The sequence below is a fragment of the Enterococcus sp. AZ048 genome (assembly GCF_051715125.1).
Taxonomy (GTDB): domain Bacteria; phylum Bacillota; class Bacilli; order Lactobacillales; family Enterococcaceae; genus Enterococcus_A; species Enterococcus_A gilvus.
The window spans coordinates 2,200,544-2,224,770 of record NZ_JBIOTD010000001.1 but is presented as its reverse complement, the minus strand read 5'-3'; the positions used below and the strand labels follow the sequence as shown (position 1 = coordinate 2,224,770).

Below are 24,227 nucleotides of genomic sequence, written 5' to 3'. Positions count from 1 at the left end.
ACAAAGTCATTAAATTAGAATTAAATGAAAAAAATGAGGGAAAACTCTTTTTTTATTTAAAAACGATGTTAGAATACTTAACATAAAGAGAAATGGAGTGATTTGATGGCAGCGAATATTGCATTTATTTTGATTTGTTCAGGGTTAGTTTTTCTGATGACGCCCGCATTGGCATTTTTCTATGGCGGGTTGGAGCGGAGAAAAAATATTTTGAACACCATGATGATGGTCATTTGTACGATGGGATTAGCCTCTTTGATTTGGGTAGTCGTTGGCTACTCGCTATCATTTAGCGGCGGCGGAGAATTTATTGGAAATTTGGACAAGCTATTTTTTAATGGCGTCTCTATGACGAAAGGCGATAGTATCCCAGAAGGCTTATTCGCGTTCTTTCAAATGATGTTTGCCTTGATCACGACAGCGATTTTAACAGGATCAGTCGCCGGTCGCATGCGCTTTTCAGCGATTTTCTTATTCATAGCCATTTGGTTAATCGTTGTGTACTTCCCCATGGCGCATATGGTTTGGGGCGGCGGTTTTCTAGACAAGATCGGCTCGATCGATTTTGCCGGCGGGAATGTGGTGCATATTAGTTCAGGGATTTCTGGGCTGGTCTTGGCGATTGTCTTAGGCCGTCGTCGAGAATACCACCTCGGCGATTATCGTCCCCACAATGTTCCATTTGTTGTCTTAGGGACAGGGCTTTTGTGGTTTGGCTGGTTTGGCTTCAACGGCGGCTCGGCCTTAGCGGCGGACGGACTTGCGATCCACGCGATGATCACGACCAACACAGCGGCTGCTTGCGCGATGTTGTCATGGATGCTGATTGAAAAAATCCTAAACGGCAAGCCAACGGTCGTCGGTGCTTGTACCGGTGCAGTTGTCGGATTGGTGGCAATTACTCCTGGGGCGGGATTTGTCTCGATTTGGTCAAGCCTCCTCATTGGCGCATTGGTTAGTCCGTTCTGTTATTTCTTCATTTCAGTAATTAAGCAGAAGCTTGGTTTTGACGATGCACTGGATGCTTTTGGTTGTCATGGTGTCGGCGGGATCTTCGGTGGGATCGTAACAGGGATTTTTGCTGATCCTTCGGTTGGTGGACGAACAGGTTTGATTTACGGCGAGACCCATTTGTTTATCGCACAAATCGAGAGCGTCATTTTTACATTGATTTTTGCTGGAGTCGCAAGCTATTTGATCATCTCTTTGATCCGGGTCTTCATGCCGATTCGTGTTTCTCAACAGGAAGAAGCGTTAGGGCTAGACCAAATCGAGCATGATGAAAATGCTTATCCGACATTTATGGGAATGGATTCTTAGGAGACTATAGGAGGACGCGATGAAAAAAGTTGAAGCGATCATCAGACAAGAAAAATTAGAAGCGATCAAAGCAGCGATCGATCAGGAAATTGAAGTAAATGGGATGACTGTCAGCCAAGTATTAGGCTGCGGCTTGCAAAAAGGACAAAAGACGCACGTTCGAGGACAAGAGGTCATCACGACATTATTACCTAAAATAGCAGTAAGCTTTATTTTAGCGGATGAAGATGTAGAGAGAGTGATTGATTTGATTTTAGAGACCTGCCAATCAGAAGAATGTGGAACAGGAAAAATCTTTGTGTATCCCATTGAAGAAGCGATTCGGATACGCACGCGGGAGTCTGGAAAAGCAGCGATCCAATAGAAAAAACTGTCTGAGAAAATTTTTCTCAGACAGTTTTTTATTGAAAGATCTCTTCTTTTATTTTTTCGAATTCCTTTGCTGTCAGGATTCCTTGATCCATTAGCTCTTTCATTTTCAAGAGCTGTTCCGCTTTGCTTAAGTGGGTCTCGGGTTCTTTTTTTGTGGTGATCTCTTGGACTGTTTGCTTTAAAGTCGCTAAGACATAGGGTGCTTCGTCTTCCGTTAAGACTATTTTTGTTACGCCTTCTAAAGAGGAAATCTCTAATATATCCAAGCTGGTTTCTTTTGTTAAACGAAGTTCCTGAAGATTTGCCAAAGGAATCACTTTAAACTCATCGCCAATCAATTTCTTTTGCCCCATGATAAATCGTTGATTGGTTAAAGCATAGGCGTAAAAGCCGTCATTTTTGGTTGCAGATGTTCGATTGTGCAGCCCAATAAAGCAAACAAGAACCTCTTCATGAGGCCCTAAATGTTTCTCCAGCACTGAAAAAAGTTTTTCGCTCCATTGTTGATCGGACCCTGAAAAGAATTTCGCATGTTGACAAAATTGGTACATTTCCTCCGCAGTTTTCATAGCACACCTCGCTGATTTAGTAGCTCCAGTTTAGCAAATAATGGAAACGCAAACAAATCAATCGTAAAAATTCAAAAGGATTTCTTATCCGAATGATTGTGGGAACGCGCGAAAACCGCAAAAAAACCACCATAGCCGTCACTATGGTGGAAATGAAGGTTGTTATTTACTCTTGGTAGGAGTAAGTATGAAAAACCAATTCGGGATAATTGGTATAAATTAATGATAATGCATACAATCAACGAATTCATGAATAGCAGTTTGTTAATCGATAAGAAATGAATTAGAAAAAACTTATGCAAATTTCTGTGAAATTTTTTAGTTATTTACATAATGTAAGGGTTGCATTTCGTTTCATGGAATTTAACAGCTATGGTACACTTGATTTGGAAGACTTAAATAGGAGGGTACATTTATGGCAAATATCAGTAAAAAGTTACTATCTGAACTGACTTCAGAAGAAGCCACCGGTCCGTTTATCACATTCATGTTGAATACACACCATGCGCATCAAGAAGTTGAAAAAGATCAAATCACGTTTAAAAACTTCGCTAAAGAAGCGAAACGTCGTTTTGAAAAAAAATACACTGATCACAGCTTTGAACCATTCCAAGAAAAGATCAATCAACTACTCGCAGATGGTGATTTTTGGCGAAACGGAACAGAAAGTATTGCGGTGATCCTTACGGCAGAAGAAAGTTATATCCATCGCTTAAGTATCGCTGTGGACGATCAATATTATGTCAGCGACTTGCCGTATCTGTTGGCGATCATCAAGAATGCACAATTTAATTATTCTTACTATTTAATGGCTTTGAATAGAGATTCTATGAAACTCTATTTTATCCGTAACAAAAAAGTGAAAGAAGTCGATCTGCCAGAGGATGCTCCGAAAGATATTGTCACGGCTCTTGGAGATGAATTAACGGGAGGAAACTTAAACGTATCTGCTCGCGGCGGAGAGGTCGGCAGCTATCATGGCATCAATACGAAGGATGAAGAAGTCGAAATTGACTGGGTGAATTATTACCAAGCAGTGGACAACTATTTAAAAGAGTTTGAGAACCCAGATCAACTTCCAGTATATCTTTTTGCCTTGCCAGAGAATCAAACACAATTTAAAAAAGTTGCGAAAAATCCTTATTATTCAGATAAGGCGGCAATCAATGGTTCGCCAGCACAAGCAACGATCAACGAAATAAAAAAAGAGTCACAGAAATTGACGGATCAATTGGCATCTGTTGAGACACAAACGTACCAAAAATTAATGGATAGAAAATTTATTGACCAATTAGTAGACATCGTACCAGCCGCGAAGGAAGGGAAGATTTCTCATCTCTTTATCGCAACATCCAACCTAGTCGATGGGTTCGGAGAAGATCCAGATGTCGAATATGATCGTCGCCAAGTCTTGAACGAGATTGCGGACAATGTTATCAAAAATGGTGGACAGGTCTTTGTTCTAGACCAAAAAGACGCTCCAGATGAGAAAAGTCTATTAGCGATACTACGGTATTAATGTTCGAATAGTTCAAATATATTAAGAATAAAAATTTTAAGCGATAACCTAGTGTTATCGCTTTATCTGTGTTATACTTCTAAGTGTAGTTTTTGTACGGTAATATTGGCAAGTTTGTTTCAGACAACATCTTTCCTATTTCACCATTCAAGTAATTACAAACTAATTTTTATCCTAGGAGGATGTTTAACATGGAACAAGGTACAGTAAAATGGTTCAACTCAGAAAAAGGCTACGGATTTATCACTGCTGAAAACGGAAATGACGTATTCGTACATTTCTCAGCTATCCAAGGCGACGGCTTCAAAACTTTAGAAGAAGGTCAAGCAGTGACTTTCGACGTAGAAGAAGGCCAACGTGGACCTCAAGCTACAAACGTTAACAAAGCTTAATTAAGTAGACTTTTAAACCAGATGCTCACGCATCTGGTTTTTTTGTTTTTATAAATTGAAATCGCTTCGAATGAAGAACTTCCTTGTAGAAAGTGGTACTATTCAGATATAATGCGTGAGGTAGATGTTCCCATGCTGCTTCTAAAACTGACAGAAGCAAAGTATGTGGGCTAGTGAGATACGTGGTTTTATAAGGAAATCACTTCTTGTGTTTGAGGAAGGAGGAGAAGTGTGAAAAAGAATTATGCTGTGGTTGATATTGAAACGACTGGAACCGATCCAAAAACCGATCGTATCATTCAGTTCGGCTGTGTATTGATCGAGAACGGCAAGATCGTAACGCATTTCTCGACGGATATTAATCCAGATCAGAATATTCCAGCGCAGATCCAAACGCTGACAGGAATTACGAACCAACGAACGCGAAAAGCCCCTTATTTTGAAGATGTGGCTCAAACGATCACTAATTTATTGGAAGATACAATCTTTGTTGCCCATAACATTCATTTTGATTATCCGTTTTTAAGTAATGAGCTGGAGCGTTGCGGTATGCCGCCATTGACGATCCCCGGTATTGATACCGTTGAGTTGGCGCAAGTGTTTATGCCGACGTCTTTGAGCTTTCGCTTAAAGGATTTGGCAGAGGAGCTGCACTTAGTCCATGAAAATCCCCATCAAGCGGATAGCGACGCGGATGTAACTGCGCAATTATTATTATATCTAGACTCGAAAATAAAAGAACTGCCAATCATTACAGTGGAAAAAATCGTGGAAACGGCTGATCAAATGGCGTTTCAAACAAAAAATTATTTAGAAGAATGTCTGAAAGAGATGCAAGAAGACCCTCGTCCTTTGTCGGATGAGTTGGTGATCATTCGTGGATTAGCGCTGCGCAAGAAGCGTGTGCCGCTTTTTTCTGAGAGCTACTTTGGGGTGAAGGCCTATCCTCGCTCACGGAAAGCCAAGGAGAAAATCTATCACGGTGAATTGGATTTTCGAAAAGAACAAGCGCGTTTGATGAATCTTGTGTATGATTTTTTTAATAAGAAAGATGACAAGAATATTTTAGTAGAGGCCGCAACAGGAATCGGCAAAACGTTGGGCTATTTATTACCCATGAGTTTTTTGGCAACTCCGGAAAAACCGCTGGTGATCAGTACGGTCTCTTTGCTGCTGCAAGAGCAGATTTTGAGCCACGACTTGCCGTTGATCAATCGTCTGTTGGATCAGCCGTTGCAGGCAGTAGTGATGAAAAGCAGTCGTCATTACTTGGATCTTGAGCGTTTTTATCAGAGCTTTGAGAAAGAAACGGCGCAAAAACAATACACATTTTATCAAATGTCGGTGCTTGTCTGGTTAACTCAAACCGAAACAGGGGATTTTGATGAGCTGAATATGACTAGCTTGAAACACCCTTTCTGGCAAGAGGTCTCTCATTTAGGTGTGCATACATTGAATCCCAGCAGCCCATTTTATCAAGCAGATTTTATTCATCATCGTCAAAAAAAATTGGCTCAAAGTAATTTGGTGATCACCAATCATGCCTATTTAGCGCAAGAGGATCAACGGAAAATTCCTCAACTACCGAACAGTTCGTATCTGATTATTGATGAAGCCCATCATTTAAATCGAGTCTTGGAAAAAGTCAGCACTCAGAACTTTAATGTATTGGCGATCCAGCGTTCGTTTGCCCATCTTTTTGACCAGCAAACCTTTGCTGTTTGGAAAAAATTGACCCACAAAGACAAGCAAAGCCAGCATACGCTTGAAATTCTTCAAGATGTTCTTCAGGAATTAAATGAGGACCTGACGGATTTTTATCGTATTTTCAAGGAAGAGTTTCCTGCGGAAGAGGAACGCTTGCTGACGAAAGAGATGATCGACCAATTGTCCTTGGCTGGGGAGCATGTTTTACAGCGGATCAAGCGTCTTTACCAAGATGTGTTGGATTTGGGGTATCAATTGTCGGGGTATTTTGTCAGGTACAAAGAGACATTCAGTATCAAAGAACAGGCGGAATGGGGCGACCTGCAAGCACTACTGGACAATTTGACAGAGCAGCAGACAGCATTTGAAACATTTAGTGAAAAATGGGATGCCCGCTATGTTCATTGGTTCAATGCCAAACGAAAGACGTTCCAAGTCCAGGATTTGGAAGCGGCATTGATCAGTCAAACGAAGTGGTATGAGCGGTACAAGCAGATCCTCTACTTGGGTGGTACGTTGAAAATCGGCAGCGATCGGCATTATTTCGCGAAGCGTTGGGGGATAGCAGAGACGCCTTTAAAGATAATCAGCAGTCCCTATGATTATGCCAACCAAGCGCGCCTGTACCTTCCGACGGATACGATCAGCATCCAGTCGACCTCACCGGATCAGTATGCGCAATACATCGCCGACGTTGTTCGAAAAATGGCAGGCGATCAGAAACGTCCGATCTTAGTTCTTTTTACTTCTCACGATATTTTGAATCGTGTCTATCAGCGCGTGCGTGTGCCTTTATTAAATGAAGGCAGAGAGGTTTTGGCTCAGGGTGTTGGCGGCAGCCGCGAAAAATTATTGAAGCGTTTCTTGTTATCAAATGACGCGCTGCTGTTCGGAGCCGACAGTTTTTGGGAAGGGGTCGATCTGCCAGGAGAGATTCTGCAGCTTTTGATCGTTACTCGTTTGCCGTTTGAAAATCCTAAACGGCTGCAGGTCAAAGTACGGAATGAGTATTTAGCCTCGGAAGGAATCAATCCGTTTTACCAAGAGGCAGTCCCCCATGCAGCATTGCGGCTGCGCCAAGCATTGGGAAGGTTGATTCGTTCAGACAAGGACAAGGGAGTAATGCTCTTGTTGGATCAGCGCTTTATCACTGCGAAGTACGGCGAAAAATTACGAAAAGCATTGCCAAAGGACCTTCCGATCAAACAATTGCCGTTAGAAGAGATTCTGCTTGAAGCGGATCAATTTTTAAATTCTGACAAAAGTGATGAGAATTAATGAGGCAAAGCCCTTCTTTTGGTATAATGTAGCTTGTCTGAGAGGAGTATGATTTTGGATACGAATAGTACAAGGCAGCAAAAGCTCAACCGCTGGCTTTTAGGGATCGTGGCATTTTTACTAATTATTATCGTGGCGGCGACCATGATTTTTATCCGTTCAAATCGTCCGATGCAGCAAGCCAAAAGAGAAGCGGTTCAAATGGCAGAAAAATATGCCGATTTAAAAACGGTTGATCATTTTTATTGGTTCAATCGTGAAAAAACCTATTTCACCGTTACGGGTGAAAATAATACTGGCGAATCGATCATCGTGATCGTTCCGAAATCAGGAGAGAAAGTCCGCGTTCTCAATCAAAAGGATGGTCTGACCGAAGAACAAGCAGAAAAACGCTTTAATGAGGAGAATCCAGATCTGATTTTTGAGAAAGCCAACTTAGGGATCTATCAAGATAAAACCGCTTGGGAGATCACCGCGAAGGATGAGAAGGGCGCGATTTTTTATTACTTGCTGTCATTTAATGATGGCAAACAAATCAAAGTCATCAAAGAAATCTAAAAAAACTTGGTAAGGGAGTTATTGGTTATGAAATTATCACAGCGTGTAACAAACTTAGAACCGTCCGTCACTTTAGCAGCTACCGCCAAAGCCAAAGAGTTGAAAGCCCAAGGATTAGATGTCATCAGCTTGACTGTGGGGGAGCCTGATTTCACAACGCCGGAAAACATCGAGCAGGCAGCGATCAAGGGAATCGAAGGGGGCAAAGTCAGCTTCTACACTGCCTCTGGCGGGACCCCTGAATTGAAATCTGCGATCGTGGACTTCACTAAGGAAAATTATGACCTTTCCATCGCACCGAAGAATGTCATTGTCACAAGCGGGGCAAAATTTGCCTTGTATACCTTGTTCCAAGCAGTTCTGGACGCAGGAGATGAAGTCATCATCCCAGTTCCTTATTGGGTGAGTTATGGTGAACAAGTCAAGCTGGCTCAAGGGAATCCTGTGTTTGTTGCAGGTGCGCAAAACAATGACTATAAGATCACGATCGATCAACTAGAAGAGGTTCGTACGGAAAAGACAAAAGCACTGATCATCAATTCCCCGTCGAATCCGACAGGGATGATCTACACGGAAGATGAGCTGCGAGAAATCGGGGAATGGGCCGTCCGTCACGACCTGTTGATTGTCTCAGATGATATTTATGATCATCTTGTTTATAATGGAAACAAAGCAGCCCACCTTGCTTCATTGTCAGAAGATATTTTTCATCATACCGTGATCATCAATGGCGTTTCGAAAACCTACTCTATGACGGGTTGGCGAATTGGCTATGCGATCGGAAACGAAGAGATCATCGGTGCCATGACGTCGATTGCTTCTCAAGCAACGAGCAATCCGACGGCGGTCAGCCAAGTAGCTGCTGCTGAGGCTTTATCGGGAGAGCAGGAAACAGCAGAAAAGATGCGTCAAGCGTTTGAAGAGCGGTTGAATACCATCTATCCAAAAGTAGCGGACCTGCCAGGTTTTGAGCTTAAAAAACCGCAAGGAGCGTTCTACCTGTTTCCGAACATCAAAGGTGCGATGGAGATAGGCGGCTACGACAATGTAACGACTTGGGTCAACGATTTGTTGGAACAAGAGCGTGTGGCGCTGGTAACAGGCGAAGGGTTCGGTTCTTCTGACAGCGTGCGAATGAGTTATTCATCCAGTATGGAAAATCTAGAAGAAGCAGTCGTGCGGATTCGTCGTTTCATAGAAAATAGTAAAAAGTAAAACCTTATTTCGGGATAAATAAGTGAGGAGAGACATTTGTGGAACAAATTCAAATCATCGATGCCAAGAACCATGTTGGCGAAACAGTAAAAATCGGGGCTTGGGTCGCGAATAAACGATCAAGCGGAAAGATTTCTTTCTTACAATTACGTGATGGGACAGCTTACTTTCAAGCGGTCGTTGTCAAAAGTGATGTATCAGAAGAAGTTTTTCATTTAGCGAAAGAATTGACGCAAGAAACATCAATCATTGTTACAGGAGAAATTCGGGAGGACACACGCTCTAAATTTGGTTATGAATTAGGTGTAGCGTCGATCGAAGTCATTGGTGAAAGCCATGATTACCCGATCACACCGAAGGAGCATGGCGTAGATTTCTTGATGGATCATCGTCATTTATGGTTGCGTTCGTCACAACAACACGCGATCATGCTGATTCGTAACGAGATCATTCGTGCAACCTATGAATTCTTCAATAACAATGGTTTTGTAAAAGTAGATCCGCCGATTTTGACAGGTTCAGCTCCTGAAGGAACCAGCGATTTATTTGAAACAAATTATTTCGACCATAAGGCCTATTTATCTCAAAGTGGACAATTATACATGGAAGCAGCAGCGATGGCATTAGGAAAAGTCTTCTCATTTGGACCGACTTTCCGTGCTGAAAAATCAAAAACACGCCGTCACTTGATTGAATTCTGGATGATCGAACCAGAAATGGCCTTCATGCATCAAGAAGACAGTCTAGAAGTGCAAGAACAATACGTGGCTTATTTAGTACAAAGTGTTCTGGATAACTGTGACTACGCATTAGACGTCTTGGGACGTGATAAAGAAATTTTGAAAAACTATACAAAGCTTCCTTATCCGCGGATCTCTTATGACGAAGCGATTGAATTATTGAAGAAAAATGGCTTTGACGATATTGAGTGGGGCGAAGATTTTGGATCGCCGCACGAAACGTTTATCGCGAATTCCTTCGACCGTCCAGTCTTCATCTTAAATTATCCAAAGGCTATCAAGCCTTTCTATATGAAGCCACACCCAACACGTGAAGATGTCGTGATCTGTGCCGACTTGATCGCGCCAGAAGGATATGGAGAAATCATCGGCGGTTCTGAACGTGCGACCGACTATGATTACTTGTTGGAACAAATCCGTGAAGCAGGCTTGAACGAAGAAGAATATTCATGGTATTTGGATCTGCGTAAATATGGGACTGTGCCCCATTCAGGTTTCGGTTTAGGACTTGAACGGACGATCACATTTATTTCAGGGATCGACCATGTTCGTGAAGCCATTCCATTCCCACGTTTGTTGAACCGTATTTATCCATAAGTTACGATCGTTGAAACGCCGAGGACATTCTCGGCGTTTTTTTGTGTGTTTGTAGGGCTGTTTCAAGTCTCTTTTTTAGAAATAGAGTTAGGGGAAAATGATCGGGAAATATTTTTGAAAAAGCTTTCTTTTTATGCTTGACATATGAATGAGCTCTCATATATAATATACATGAAGAATCATTCATATGTAAAAGAGAGAAGGGAATCTCATGGAAAAAGTATATCGGTTAGATGGGTTGGATTGCGCAAACTGCGCAGCGAAGATCGAGCGCTCTGTACAGCAAATCAAAGGTGTGGAGCAGGCTCAAGTGGATTTTATGAGCACGAAACTGACGATCGTTGCACCGGAAAAAGACATTGAACGTGTCAGCGAGGAAGCGAAGGAGATCGTGAATAAGCTGGAGCCGGATGTTGAAGTCAACAGCGTGCAAACGCAACGAGAAGAGGAAAGCTCTAAAGGAAAAATCATTCAAATTGTTGTGGCGATCATTGCATTAGGAGGCTTGGCTGTCTTTACTCCGGCAATGCCGTTGAAACTGATTGCTTATTTGATCTTATACTTGTGGATCGGCTATGACGTCCTCAAAACCGCCATCACAAACATTTTCCATGGAGAGATCTTCGATGAAAACTTTCTCATGGCGATCGCAACCGTTGGCGCTATCGCGATCGGAGAATATCCAGAAGCAGTGGCCGTTATGCTGTTTTACCAAGTAGGAGAATTTTTCCAAGATTACGCCGTTGCTAAATCAAGAAAATCAATCAGCTCACTGTTAGCGATTCGTCCGGATTCGGCGAACTTGATCCAGAACGGTGAAGTGAAAAAGGTCGCGCCTGAAGCGATCAATGTGGGCGACCGTATCTTGATCAAGCCGGGGGAAAAGGTACCGTTGGATGGGATCGTCAAAGAAGGCAATTCGATGCTGGATACCTCTGCGTTAACAGGAGAATCTGTTCCCCGCAGTATCCATCCGGAGGAGCAGATCCTCAGCGGGTTTATTAATCAAAGCGGACAATTGACTGTAGAAGTGACAACGACATTTGGTGAGTCGACGGTCAGCAAGATCTTAGATTTGGTGGAAAATGCCAGCAGTAAAAAGGCACCGGCAGAAAACTTTATTACCAGCTTTGCTCGCTACTACACACCGATCGTTGTCGGCTTGGCTGTCTTGTTGGCAGTCGTGCCGCCGCTGGTGACCGGAGAGCCCTTTTATGATTGGGTCTATCGTGCGCTGACCTTCCTAGTGATCTCTTGTCCGTGTGCGCTGGTTATTTCTGTACCGTTAAGTTTCTTTGGCGGGATCGGCGGTGCCAGCAAAGCCGGCGTCCTGATCAAGGGCAGCAACTATATTGAAACGTTAGCAAACGTGGAAACCTTGGTCTTCGATAAAACAGGAACACTGACAAAGGGTGTCTTTGAAGTTCAAACTGTTGAAACGACAATGAACAAAAAGGAATTCTTACAGTATGTGGCTAGTGCGGAACAAAGCTCCAGTCACCCGATTGCTCAATCAATCGTAAATTACGTCGATCAACCATTGCTCGCTGTCAGTCAATTAGAAGAAATCGCAGGTTTTGGGCTCTCAGTTGAGATCGATGGGCATCATTTCTTAGTCGGCAACGAAAAGCTGATGGCAAACAAGAACATTCCATTCCAAGCCGTACAGGAAATCGGCACGATCGTCTATGTTGCGATGGATGGAAGATTTGTCGGACATTTAGTGATTGCTGACGAGCTCAAGGACAATGTCTCTGAAGCGTTGGCTGAAGCGAAGAGCCTCGGTGTGAAGCGTACCGTCATGCTGACTGGAGACAATCGCGGAATCGCGGATGCGATCGGTAAGAAGATCGGGATCGATCAAGTCTACAGTGAACTGCTGCCAGAGGATAAGGTCACGCACTTAGAAGAGGAATTGCAGCGGGAAACCAAAACGGCTTTTGTCGGTGATGGGATGAACGATGCTCCCGTGCTTGCCCGCGCCGATATCGGTATCGCTATGGGCGGCCTAGGGTCGGATGCCGCGATCGAGGCAGCGGATGTCGTGATCATGGATGACCAGCCTGAAAAAATCCCGACAGCGATTCGAATCGCACGTAAAACGATGGGGATCGTTAAACAAAACATCGTGTTTGCGATCGGTGTCAAGGTGGTCGTGTTGGTCTTAGGAGCATTAGGCTTCGCAACGATGTATGCCGCCGTTTTTGCAGACGTGGGTGTCACTGTGATCGCTGTGTTGAATGCGATGCGTTGTTTAAGAATAAAATAGTAGATGAACAGGCTTTGTGGCTCTAGTGGTCACAAAGCCTTTTTTTTGCGGGGAAAAGAGGTATTCAAAGTGGTCCACGCTTCATTGCAGAAGGGGTCATTAATGGGCACTCATTTCTCGCCGTACAAAAAAATTATCGTATCAGTTGACGAATGACGATTACAAATGTAAACTAAAAGATGTAGATTACAAATGTAAACGAAAGAGGTGAGTGTATGGCTATGACGATCACACCAGTAAAGATCAGTGATTCTGAGTGGGAGATCATGCGAGTGATTTGGACACAGGAATCCACGACCGCACAAGAAATCATCGATATCCTTGGTCAGACGATGGCGTGGAAGCCCGCCACGATCAAGACGTTATTAGGGCGCTTAGTAAAAAAAGAAGCGGTACGGACCGAGCAGTCAGGGAAAAAGTATATTTATTATCCGGCAATCAGTGAAGGCGAGACGGTAAAAAGCGCGACAGAGAATCTCTTTTCTCATATTTGTGCCAAACGAATCGGCGAAACCATTGCTGAATTAGTTGCAGAAGCGGAACTGACGGAGGCAGATGTGGAAAAGATCAAGGAACAATTAGTAAAGAAGAAGCCCGTCGATACAATCGCGTGCAACTGTATCCCCGGACAGTGTGAATGCAATCATCATAAGGACTAACTGGCAACAGCCATAAAAAATAATTCAATCAGAATGGGAGACGATCAACATGAAAAAACAATTTGAAATCAACGGAATGAGCTGCAATCACTGTGTAGCAAATGTAGAAAAGGCAATCAACCAATTGGAAGGGATCGATAAAGTAAAGATCCACTTGAAAAAGAACCAAGGTGTGGTGAAATTTGACGGAGCAAAGGTTTCAGCAGAACAAATCGCTGCCGCAGTGACCGAAGCAGGGTATGAAACTGAGGTGATTTAATTGGCAGACGCAACAGTAGAAACATTTGCGATCACTGGCATGACCTGCGCCAACTGTTCTGCCCGCGTGGAGAAAGAATTAAAGGCCACTGAGGGTGTGCTGGAAGCGAATGTGAATTTGGCGACAGAAAAGGCCACGGTCCAATTTGCCGATAATCTAACAGCGGAACAGTTGATCCAACGAGTAGAAGCCATCGGGTACGGTGCGATACTCTTTGATGACGCTCATAAACAAAAAATCGAACAGGAAAAAGCCGCGTATCTGAAGAAGATGAAACGTGATTTGCTCGTGAGTGCTCTTTTAACGGCGCCATTGATGATCGCAATGGTCGCGATGCTTCTGGGCAGTCACGCGAACTGGGTACATTTTCTGCATCTGCCGCTGGTTCAATTGATCTTGGTGACACCGGTGCAATTTGGTGTTGGGCAGCGTTTTTATCGCGGTGCCTATCATGCGTTGAAGACAAAAGCGCCGAATATGGACGTGCTGGTAGCAATGGGCACGACCGCGGCATTTGCCTTGAGTGTCTATAACGGCTTCTTCAATCCTTATAATTCCGATCTGTATTTTGAAAGCAGCGGCATGATCATCACCTTGATCTTGCTGGGGAAATACTTGGAGCAAAAAGCGAAGACAAAAACCAGTGATGCGATCAAACAATTAATGAGCTTGCAGGCGAAGACAGCCACAGTGATCGTCGACGGTGAAGAGAAAGAAGTACCGATCGAAGAGGTGCAAACAGGCGACGTTGTGCGTGTTCGTCCCGGAGAACAGATTCCCGTAGATGGAAAAATTCTCAGCGGCCAAACCACTATCGATGAAAGCATGCTGACTGGCGAAAGCTTGCCGGTCGATAAGCAAGCAGAAGATCAAGTGTTTGGCGGCACTGTCAATACGACAGGCAGCATCCAATTCGCCGCAACGCAAGTCGGCAGTATGACCGTTCTTTCTCGTATCATTCGTATGGTGGAAGATGCGCAAGGAGAAAAAGCACCGATTCAGCAAATCGCGGATAAAATTTCCAAAGTTTTTGTCCCAACGGTTTTAGGGATCGCCTTGATCACCTTGCTTGCCACAGGCTTCGTCACACAAGATTGGCAGCAGGCGATCGTTCATAGTGTTTCTGTTTTAGTGATCGCGTGTCCGTGTGCCTTAGGCTTGGCGACACCAACAGCGATCATGGTAGGAACGGGTCTGGGGGCGAAGTCTGGAATCTTGATCAAAGGCGGCGGCGCGCTGGAGAAGATCGCGCATTTGACAACGATCGTTTTAGACAAGACTGGGACGATCACTGAAGGAAAACCAGTGGTTGCTGATTTTGATGCCTTCAATCCAGAAGCACTCTCTTATTTAACAAGCTTGGAGCAGTATTCTGAGCACCCATTGGCGAAAGCTATCTATCATTATGGAAAAGATCAGGCGGCGATCCTGCCAGTAGATTCTTTTGAAAGCTTGACTGGTCAAGGTGTCACAGGTGTGATCAACGGGAAGGCTTATTTTGTCGGGTCTACGCGGGGTGTCCGTGAGCGAAATATTTTATTTGATGAAGAACGTGTGCTAGCGTTGGAAGCAGAAGGAAAGACAGTGATGTTCTTAACGGATCACGCGAAGGTCCTTGCCATGATCTCAGTGACAGATCAGGTAAAAGCCTCCTCAAAAGCTGCCATTTCGGCAATGCAGGAATCAGGGATCACCGTGAAAATGCTGACAGGCGACAACCCGCAGACAGCACGCTACATTGGTGAACAGGTGGGGTTAGCTGCATCAGATATCGTGGCAGAAGTCTTGCCGGAGGATAAAGCGCAAGTTGTCAAAGAATTACAGACAAAAGGCGAATCTGTAGGGATGGTTGGCGATGGGATCAACGATGCGCCAGCTCTAGCCTTGGCGGATATCGGCATCGCGATGGGCAGCGGAACAGATATTGCGATGGAGACAGCGGACATCACCTTGATGAACAGTGATCTTTTATCCGTTGAGAAAAGTATTCGTCTATCCAAAATAACACTAAGAAAGATCAAACAAAATTTATTCTGGGCGTTTCTATACAACGTGATCGGGATTCCCTTTGCCGCAGTGGGCTTTTTGAATCCTATCATTGCCGGCGGTGCGATGGCCTTTAGTTCGGTCAGTGTATTGCTGAACTCGCTCAGCTTGAATCAGAAAAAAATATAAGTCGTCTTTTTGGTTAGAAATAACTAAAAAGGCGCATCAGATGAAATGATGTAGGAGGTCGTTGAGATGAAGCAAGGAGAAAAAATGGATGAATCGATGAAAAAGGACCCGTCGATGCATGATCACCAACATATGGATCATGCAATAGAGGGGCACGATCATCACGAGATGAATCATGGAATGGATGGTCATGAGCACCATGATATGGGTGGCGGCATGGACCATTCGATGCATATGGGGAATTTCAAACAAAAGTTTTGGCTCTCGCTTGTTTTGTCGATCCCTATCATCGTTCTTTCCCCAATGATGGGGATACAATTGCCATTTCAATTCACTTTCCCAGGTTCGGAGTGGGTCGTATTGGTCTTGGCGACGGTTCTCTTTATTTATGGCGGTCAGCCTTTCCTCAGCGGCGCTAAAATGGAGCTGAAAATGAAGAGCCCCGCAATGATGACCTTGATCGCAATGGGGATCTCCGTTGCGTATATCTACAGTTTGTACTCCTTTGTCGTGAACAAACTCAATCCCCACGAACACGTGATGGACTTTTTCTGGGAATTAGCGACCTTGATCGTGATCATGCTGTTAGGGCATTGGGTAGAAATGAGCGCTGTTTCGAATGCAAGTAACGCCTTAAAAAAACTGGCTGAATTACTGCCGGATGAAGTGACCAAGATCGAGGCGGATGGTGCTGCGAAAAAAGTGAAACTGCAGGATATTCACGCAGGCGATCACTTGCTCGTTCGTGCGGGTGATAAGATGCCGACGGACGGCGAGGTCATCGAGGGTGCTACGATCGTTGATGAGTCCGCCGTGACGGGGGAATCAAAAGGCGTTCAGAAACAGGTCGGTGATACTGTCATTGGCGGGTCCGTCAATGGCGACGGCACCATTCAACTGAAAGTTACAGGGACAGGAGAAGATGGGTACTTAGCCAAAGTCATGACGATGGTGAAGGAAGCCCAGCAGGAGAAATCGAAATTAGAATCGATCTCTGATAAGGTCGCCAAATGGTTGTTCTACATTGCGTTGGCCGCTGGTATTTTGACCTTCATCGCTTGGCTCTTCGTGGCAGACTTGCCGCAGGCGCTGGATCGTATGGTGACAGTCTTTGTCATTGCCTGTCCCCATGCCTTAGGATTGGCGATTCCTTTAGTGATCGCGCGTTCTACCTCATTAGCGGCTAAAAATGGCTTGCTGTTGAAAAGTCGTCAAGCGCTGGAGCAGGGAAACAAATTGGACTACGTCTTTCTTGATAAGACTGGTACATTGACTGAAGGAAAGTTCACGGTGACGGGTGTCGAAGTGTTGACTGACCAGAGTAAAGAAGAGGCGTTGAAATATATCGGCGCGTTGGAAAGTCAAACGAACCATCCCCTTGCTGTCGGCGTTATGAATTATTTGAAATCAGAAACGATCACCCCTTACAAAGCAGAAGATGTTTCTACGCTAAAGGGTGTCGGCGTAAGCGGCACAGTAGAAGGACATCAAGTTATTTTGGCAAATCAGAAAGAAATCGAAAACCGTCACTTGCAGGTTGATCCTGAAAAACTGAAGGATTATCAAGCACAGGGCAACACGATTTCTTTCTTATTGATCGATGACCAATTGGTCGCCTTCTTTGCAATGGGGGACACGCTAAAAGACCAAGCGCAGGACTTTATCACGAAGCTGCGGGAGAGCGGCATCGAACCGGTCATGCTGACTGGCGACAATCAGGCAGCGGCAAAGGCTGTAGCTGATTATTTAGGAATCCATGAATTTTATAGTGAATTGCTGCCAGATGATAAAGAGAAAATCATCAAACAGTACACCGATAAAGGGAAAAAAGTCATGATGGTCGGCGACGGGATCAATGATGCCCCGGCTCTTGCCAGAGCCACGATCGGAATGGCGATCGGCGCAGGAACCGATATCGCCATCGATTCGGCAGATGTCGTGCTGACCAACAGTAATTTACAGGATATTTTGAAATTTGTCCGTTTAGCTAAAAAGACCCACAGTAAAATGATCCAAAATCTTTGGTGGGGCGCAGGCTACAATATTCTCGCGATCCCATTGGCTGCGGGTGTTCTAGCCCCTATCGGAATCCTTTTGAGTCCAGCAGTGGGCGCCATTTTAATGTCACTAAGTACGATCATCGTCGCGATCAATGCGATGACTTTAAACGTCTGAGTATTCAGGCGTTTTTATTTTTTGAAAAAAGTTGAGAAACTTCTGCGGCTTAGATTGTGCTATGTTTAAAGAAAGGAGTTTATTTGACGGGTAAAGAGTGTGGCGCATGATCTGGGAATTTATCACGAGGAAAAAATGTCAACGGCAATTGCAATTGTTAGAATGGATTCAATACAGTCGCTATTCAGTCACAGAGCTGGCTGAGAAAATGACCGTGAGCAGAAAAACGATCTCACGGGACATAGAGGAGCTGCGACAGAAAAATTTCTTAATAAAAGAGAAGATTTGGCAAATCAACTGGCAGTCCGAGCCGAATTATTTAGGACTCTGCCGTAAATTGATCCGCGCAGATCCGCGGTTTCAACTATTTCGAGGCTATCTTTGGAATGACGGGGATACCAAAAGCAGCTATTCTAAGTTAAGACGCTTGAACAAGCAGATCCTTCACTTGAATATTTCTGTGAATCACCGATCGGGAGAGGTAGCGGGCGAGCCTGCACTGATCGTGCTGCTGCAGTTACGCTATTTACGGGATTTCTACTCTTTTGAGGAACAGGAAATGTATGATCAACTGGCGCACTATTATTTGAATCGGCCCCTTCCCTCCATTGAGAAAGCGGCGTTTTTTGCGGGGGAACAGCTAGAAGACTTCCACAGTCAGTTCGGAGTGGAGTCGCCATTGGCGGAGTATTTTTATTTTGATTATCTTAGGCATCATTTCGACAACTATCTTGAACTTTACAGGTCCCATCAGCAGCAGCGGAGCAGCTTGTATCAGGAGGTGCATGAGGCATGTACCATTATTGAAGAAGTATTTATAGAAAAATCCGGCACTACGGAGGAGCTGCTGGCTGCCAAACTGTTTGATTTATTTTTAGGGGTTTATCAAGGGCTGCCGCTGACGCTCTTCAATTTAAAATGGCGCGGGGATACGGTGAGCGATCATTTCTATATCATAGCCAAAGAATTTAAACGACGATTGCCGTTTTTGACCAATTGCCAGCTGGATGAATTGGCTTTTGCGCTAAAGGAAATCTTCTCTTCGGTCCATTCAGCCTCCTTAACGCTGACTCCCAATTTAAAATCTTCCTTGTTGATCCAAGAAAGGTATCAGGCCTACGACACTTCTCCAAGGGGAAACTGAGGTGAAGATTTTTCTTCAAGATAGGTTATGCTATAATGATGAAGACTACGTTGAGGATGCCGTTCTATTTTGCATCTTTTTGTACATTCGTGGGTGAATAGAATGTAAAACAACTAAAAATAGAAGTTCGTTCTTTCAATCGATGGACTATTAAATAGGAGGAGAGCTGAATGGGGTTAAGAAAATTAGATGTTCCGACATCTTCCATTACAGAAGTAAAAAAATCGCCAATGGATGTTTTTGCTCAAGCTCGAAAAGCAGAGACAGGGGTTTATATTTTCAACCGTGAAAAAATTGCTGGCGTCATGCTGACAAAGGAACAATATGAAGCGTTGGTAGAGGAGCTGAACACCTTACGGGATACCTTGTACCAACCAGTAGAACGTGAATTGCCCGTTCCTGAAGAACTAGAAGAATTGGCGACCGCCTTGAGAACTACTTTGGCGAAGGGCTCTGTCATTTCTGCCCGTTACCTGGATGAGCGAATGGTAGCGACAGGATTTATCACCAAGAAGACCGGCTTTGGCGGTGTGACTGAGATGATGAAAGAGCTGGAAGATACAGGGAAAATCATTTACCAGCTTCGCCGTCGCGAACACAACAAAGTTATTTATGCCGAAATCTTCGGAGAACCTCAAGAGTTCCAACGAGGCTCTGCCGACAAACTAATGATCCGCAAAGTGAATCTAATCGAACGCTAGACACTCATAGGAAGACAACAGTCCTTTTTCCGTACTTTGGAAGAAGGACTTTTTTTGAGAAAAGAATCCGACAATCACCGAGCCTTCTTAACGTCTTTTAACTTTCAGCAGGATGGATTGTCTCTGAACAAACGTTCGGTTATAATGAGGAGGAAGATTTTACGACTGAAGGGGGCGTGTACGATGGCAGAATTGGTTTTTCCATTGAAAAATGATACATCGAGAAAAATCATTCACATGGATATGGATGCTTTTTTTGCCTCGGTAGAAGAGCGGGATGATCCTGAGCTGGCGAAGCATCCGCTGGTGATTGCTCGCCACCCTTCGGACACAGGCGGCAAAGGGGTCGTGACGACGGCGAACTACAAAGCGCGAATCTACGGTATCCACTCAGCCATGAGTGCGCAGAAGGCCTTCGAATTATGCCCCCAGGCTATTTTTAAGCCAGGCGATCATGAAAAGTATCGGGCTGTCTCGCATCAGGTACGGGAAATTTTCCACCGCTACACGGATATTATTGAGCCTGTCTCGATCGATGAGGCATATCTGGATGTCACAGAAAATAAAATGGACATCCGCTCGGCCATCAAAATCGCGCGTTTGATCCAGCAGGATATCTGGCAGGAGCTGCAACTGACTTGTTCGGCAGGGGTCAGCTACAATAAATTTTTAGCGAAGCTGGCTTCTGATTATCAGAAACCAAAGGGCATGACCGTGATTTCACCTGAAGAGTCTGTGGTTTTTCTGAAGCGATTGCCGATCGAAAAATTTCATGGGGTCGGGAAAAAGACTGTTCCTAAAATGAATGAGTTGGGAATCTTTACAGGTGGAGACCTCTACGAAAAGAGTGAGATGTTTCTGATCCAAGAATTTGGGAAGATGGGCTATTCCTTGTATCGGAAGGTGCGTGGAATCCATGATTCGCCAGTTCACATTACTCGTGAGCGAAAATCCGTGGGAAAAGAGCATACCTATGGTCGTCCGCTATCCACGGAGGATGAAGTCTTGAGTCAACTGCGTCAGTTGGCGGAGAAGGTGGAAGAATCCCTGCGGCGCGTACAGCGCCACGGAAAAACAGTGGTGCTGAAGATTCGCTATACAGATTATACGACCGTGACACGGCGCGTGACGCTGCCTTATTACATAGATAAAAAAGAAGAATTGTTTTCTCAAGCGAGTTTGATTTGGGAGGAGATCGGCGGAATAGAAAAAGGAATCCGATTAGTCGGTATTACCTTGACCAATCTAGATCCCATTGCTTTTGAAAATATTGTTTTGCCATTGTGGGAAGAGCGATCAGATTAGTTCGCTCTTTTTAATTTGTTCAAATGCTTTTTCTGAATCATGAAGCTTTTCCCAGATCACGACGCGGCCTTGAGCCAATGATTTTTTCACGTCAATGATCCGCTGGTTAGAGCTGCCGCGAAATTGCAGCATCAAATTTTTCTTTGAAAGATCGAAACGACCATCGACCAAAATATCGATCTTGCTCAGCATCTCTAATTTATCTTCACTGTCCAGCAGCAATTCTTCAAACGTATACCCGCTCCAAGACCAGATATCTTTGGTGTCGCCAAATTCAGCGTGCATCCGATCGATCACTTTTAGGCAGACTTGCGTGTTTAGGAAGGGCTCGCCGCCTAGCAGGGTGATGCCTTGGACATAATCGTGGGCGGTGTCGGCGATCAATTGGTCTTCGATTTCTTGAGTAAAGGGTTTGCCATAATGAAAGTTTTGCGCCGCCGCATTGAAGCAGCCTTCACAGGCGAAGGGACAGCCGCTGACGTATAAACTATTTCGAACGCCTTCACCATCGACGAAGTTGTAGGCCTTGTAGTCAGCAATATACAGTTGGCTCAACTCACTTGCGAGCCATTCTTTTGGTTTGGGATTACGCATGTTTTTTCCCCTTTCAACTAAAACAGGGAGCGGCAAAGAGCGCCGTCCCTGTCAACAGTTATTCCTTTTAGACGGTGCAAACGAGGGTTTGCGCGTCTTTTTTATTTCATATGTTTCACGCGAGAAGCGATCTCTTCGTGACGGCCATGAACCATTGGACGTGCTTGAGGATTCCCCAGGTAACCGCAGGTCCGTTTTACCACATCACAGGATTTTGGATCGTGATTGCCGCATTGCGGACATTCAAAACCACGTTTGGTTGGTTTGAAGTCGCCTTCGAAGCCGCATTCGTAGCAGTGATCGATCGGTGTGTTCGTTCCTAAGTAGGCGATGCGGTCGTACCCATAATCCCAAACAGCTTCCAGTGATTTAGGATTTTGTTGGAGAACCGGGTATTCACAGTAATGGATGAAGCCACCAGAACAGTATTTAGGATACTCTTTTTCAAAATCCAGCTTCTCGAAGGGTGTCGGATTTTTCCGAACATCGTAATGGAAACTGTTTGTGTAGTAGTCTTTGTCCGTGATATTTTCAACAATTCCGAAGCGTTCGGTATCTAAACGGCAGAAGCGGTCAGTCAAGCTTTCACTTGGTGTTGAGTACACGCTGAAGTGGTAGCCGTATTCGTTGCCCCAAGCATCTGCGTGTTCCTTCAAATCTTTCATGATATTCAAAGTGAAGGCTTTTGCTTCTGGGTCGCCTTCCCATTCGCCGCCGTAAAAGACGCTGGCTACTTCGTAAAGACCGATATAGCCTAGCGAAATGGTTGCGCGTTTGTTTTTGAATAATTCATTAACGGCATCGGTACGTTTCAAGCGTTTACCGAAAGCGCCGTATTGATAAAGGATCGGTGCGTTTGCCGGTGTCGCTTCTTTACAACGATCAATTCGGAAGACTAACGCGTCTTTCGCGATCTGCAGGCGTTCTTCTAGTAATGACCAGAATTTTTCTTTGCTGCCGCCAGATTCTAACGCGATTCGCGGCAAGTTCAATGTCACAACGCCAAGATTCATCCGTCCCGCATTGATTTCTTCCCCTTGGTCATTTTTCCAGCCTTGTAGGAAGGAGCGGCAGCCCATTGGTACTTTGAAGCTGCCAGTCAATTCGATCAGCTTGTCGTAGTTTAAGATATCTGGATACATACGTTTCGTGGCACATTCCAATGCCAATTCTTTGATGTCGTAGTTTGGATCTGTTGGTTCAAGATTTGTCCCGCGGCGCAGAGTAAAGATCAATTTAGGGAAGATCGCTGTCCGTTTTTCACTGCCTAGACCTTCGATCCGGATTTGCAGGATCGCTTTTTGGATCTCACGTTCAAACCAATCCGTTCCAAGACCGAAGCCTAGAGAAGTGAAGGGGGTTTGTCCGTTTGATGTAAACAACGTATTGATTTCATATTCCAAACTTTGCATCGCATCGTAAATGTCTTTTTGCGTTTTTTGTTTCGCAAAGGCTTTTTGTTTTTCAGGATCATCGATCCATTCTTCCGCGTCTTTCAAGTGTTTTGCATAATTTAGGCGCGCAAAAGGAGCTAACAGCTCGTCTGTACGGTCTGCGGAGCAGCCGCCGTATTGGCTCGATGCCACATTGGCGATGATCTGCGAGATTTGGGCAGTCGCTGTTTGGATTGATTTTGGACTTTCAACTTCCGCATTCCCGATCTTGAAGCCGTTGTTCAACATGCCTTTGAAGTCGATCAAACAGCAGTTGGTCATCGGTGTATAAGGATGGTAGTCCAAGTCATGGTAATGAATGTCGCCCTTTTGATGAGCATTGGCTACGTGAGGCGGCAGCATCTTTAAACCGATGGATTTGCCGACGATCCCAGCAGTCAAATCACGTTGTGTGTTAAAGACATCACTATCCTTATTCGCATTTTCATTCACGACGGTTTGATCCTTGTTGATCAATTTCCCAATCGTAAAGTTGATGTCCGTCGCTTTGCTGCGCTGGAAGTCGCGGCGTGTCCGGTAATTGATATATTCTTCTGCTAATGCATATTCGTTGTGCTCTAATAATGTATGCTCCACGATATTTTGGATCTCATAGATTTTAATGTCGCTGTTAAACCGTTCTGAAATTTCTGCATCTACCCGTTCAACGATTGACTGAATACGTTCGTGTGCTAAGGGGTCGACGGATCCTTTGATTTTCGTTTCCGCTTTGATCAAGGCATCGTAAATTTTTTGGTCATCAAAAGACGTGTGACGACCATCACGTTTTACAACCTTAATATTTTTCAGCGATGGTTGATATTCGTTGAGCAATGAATCTTTTGAGTGGATTTCCATCATTATAAACAACTCCGTTTCCTTTAAACTTCATTATCAATCATATAGTATTTTTAATGACGATGCAACGATATATAGGGGTAAATTTTGTAAAAAAAAGAGTGACACACTATATATAGTGTGTCACTTTACTGAAAGATAAATGAAAGCTGATAAGGTCAAGCTTCTGATTACTATAAAATAACTGGAAAATATTTTTCCATAAACATGTAAAAATTGTAAGATTATTGAAGGTCGTTTCACATAAGAAACTGACCTAAATATGATACCATAAAGAAAAAAATTTAGATATTAAAAATAGAAGAATCACCAAAGGATTTGCGAGCGGCTGTCGAGGGACTTTTTTCAACGGCAGCACCAGAGCAGGCGGGAGATCGTCCGCCTATTC

The 24,227-nt window shown here is 44.3% G+C and carries 19 protein-coding genes; 16 read left to right on the top strand and 3 right to left on the bottom strand.

Features of this window, described 5'->3' with window-relative positions; translation table 11 throughout:
- The first annotated feature begins 105 nt into the window (after positions 1-105).
- Positions 106-1,320: an ammonium transporter gene (locus IGI66_RS10935; RefSeq protein ID WP_205242108.1), complete on the top strand. Its 1,215-nt coding sequence runs from the start codon at positions 106-108 to the stop codon at positions 1,318-1,320.
- A 19-nt stretch (positions 1,321-1,339) separates the two neighbouring features.
- The gene (locus tag IGI66_RS10930; RefSeq protein WP_086303382.1) at positions 1,340-1,684 is read left to right on the top strand and encodes a P-II family nitrogen regulator; all 345 of its coding nucleotides are present in this window, start codon (positions 1,340-1,342) and stop codon (positions 1,682-1,684) included.
- Positions 1,685-1,721: 37 nt separating this feature from the next.
- Here the strand turns inward: IGI66_RS10930 and IGI66_RS10925 are convergent, their stop codons facing one another.
- A complete protein-coding gene (locus IGI66_RS10925) occupies positions 1,722-2,261 on the bottom strand; it encodes a PH domain-containing protein (protein ID WP_010779871.1) in 540 nt (179 codons plus the stop codon).
- A gap of 415 nt (positions 2,262-2,676) precedes the next feature.
- Between IGI66_RS10925 and IGI66_RS10920 the strand changes: the two genes are divergently transcribed.
- From IGI66_RS10920 to dinB, 14 genes are all read left to right on the top strand, one after another.
- Entirely contained in the window at positions 2,677-3,780 is a 1,104-nt protein-coding gene (locus IGI66_RS10920; RefSeq protein ID WP_010779872.1) for a baeRF6 domain-containing protein, read from the top strand.
- Between the two features lie 191 nt (positions 3,781-3,971).
- Positions 3,972-4,172, top strand: coding sequence for a cold-shock protein (locus tag IGI66_RS10915; RefSeq protein ID WP_010745638.1), 201 nt, complete (start codon positions 3,972-3,974; stop codon positions 4,170-4,172).
- A 231-nt stretch (positions 4,173-4,403) separates the two neighbouring features.
- Entirely contained in the window at positions 4,404-7,157 is a 2,754-nt protein-coding gene (locus IGI66_RS10910; RefSeq protein ID WP_438848950.1) for a helicase C-terminal domain-containing protein, read from the top strand.
- A 54-nt stretch (positions 7,158-7,211) separates the two neighbouring features.
- Complete coding sequence (locus tag IGI66_RS10905) at positions 7,212-7,715, top strand: cell wall elongation regulator TseB-like domain-containing protein (RefSeq protein ID WP_010779874.1); 504 nt, start codon at positions 7,212-7,214, stop codon at positions 7,713-7,715.
- 27 nt (positions 7,716-7,742) lie between these two features.
- A complete protein-coding gene (locus IGI66_RS10900; protein ID WP_435933901.1) occupies positions 7,743-8,930 on the top strand; it encodes a pyridoxal phosphate-dependent aminotransferase in 1,188 nt (395 codons plus the stop codon).
- Positions 8,931-8,968: 38 nt separating this feature from the next.
- A complete protein-coding gene (gene asnS / locus IGI66_RS10895) occupies positions 8,969-10,267 on the top strand; it encodes an asparagine--tRNA ligase (RefSeq protein WP_010779876.1) in 1,299 nt (432 codons plus the stop codon).
- Positions 10,268-10,478: 211 nt separating this feature from the next.
- Positions 10,479-12,536: a heavy metal translocating P-type ATPase gene (locus tag IGI66_RS10890; RefSeq protein ID WP_435933902.1), complete on the top strand. Its 2,058-nt coding sequence runs from the start codon at positions 10,479-10,481 to the stop codon at positions 12,534-12,536.
- A gap of 215 nt (positions 12,537-12,751) precedes the next feature.
- Positions 12,752-13,195 carry a CopY/TcrY family copper transport repressor gene (locus IGI66_RS10885; protein ID WP_438848947.1) on the top strand — a complete coding sequence of 148 codons (444 nt, stop codon included), beginning with the start codon at positions 12,752-12,754 and terminating at the stop codon, positions 13,193-13,195.
- Positions 13,196-13,244: 49 nt separating this feature from the next.
- Positions 13,245-13,454 (top strand): copper chaperone CopZ, encoded by a 210-nt coding sequence (gene copZ, locus IGI66_RS10880; protein ID WP_435933903.1) that lies wholly within the window; start codon positions 13,245-13,247, stop codon positions 13,452-13,454.
- Complete coding sequence (locus IGI66_RS10875; protein WP_438848944.1) at positions 13,455-15,629, top strand: heavy metal translocating P-type ATPase; 2,175 nt, start codon at positions 13,455-13,457, stop codon at positions 15,627-15,629. It begins immediately after the preceding gene.
- A 66-nt stretch (positions 15,630-15,695) separates the two neighbouring features.
- Entirely contained in the window at positions 15,696-17,804 is a 2,109-nt protein-coding gene (locus IGI66_RS10870; protein WP_438848942.1) for a heavy metal translocating P-type ATPase, read from the top strand.
- 106 nt (positions 17,805-17,910) lie between these two features.
- Complete coding sequence (locus tag IGI66_RS10865; RefSeq protein ID WP_438848940.1) at positions 17,911-18,948, top strand: HTH domain-containing protein; 1,038 nt, start codon at positions 17,911-17,913, stop codon at positions 18,946-18,948.
- 170 nt (positions 18,949-19,118) lie between these two features.
- Positions 19,119-19,649: a hypothetical protein gene (locus IGI66_RS10860; RefSeq protein ID WP_010745652.1), complete on the top strand. Its 531-nt coding sequence runs from the start codon at positions 19,119-19,121 to the stop codon at positions 19,647-19,649.
- A gap of 183 nt (positions 19,650-19,832) precedes the next feature.
- Positions 19,833-20,954, top strand: a complete 1,122-nt coding sequence (gene dinB / locus IGI66_RS10855; RefSeq protein WP_086303391.1) for a DNA polymerase IV — start codon at positions 19,833-19,835, stop codon at positions 20,952-20,954.
- Here the strand turns inward: dinB and nrdG are convergent.
- On the bottom strand, positions 20,946-21,548 hold the full coding sequence (nrdG, locus tag IGI66_RS10850) for an anaerobic ribonucleoside-triphosphate reductase activating protein (RefSeq protein WP_010779884.1): 603 nt from the start codon (positions 21,546-21,548) through the stop codon (positions 20,946-20,948). The two genes, dinB and nrdG, sit on opposite strands and share 9 nt — an antisense overlap.
- 101 nt (positions 21,549-21,649) lie before the next feature.
- Positions 21,650-23,842 carry an anaerobic ribonucleoside-triphosphate reductase gene (nrdD, locus tag IGI66_RS10845; RefSeq protein WP_010779885.1) on the bottom strand — a complete coding sequence of 731 codons (2,193 nt, stop codon included), beginning with the start codon at positions 23,840-23,842 and terminating at the stop codon, positions 21,650-21,652.
- Positions 23,843-24,227: the final 385 nt, after the last annotated feature.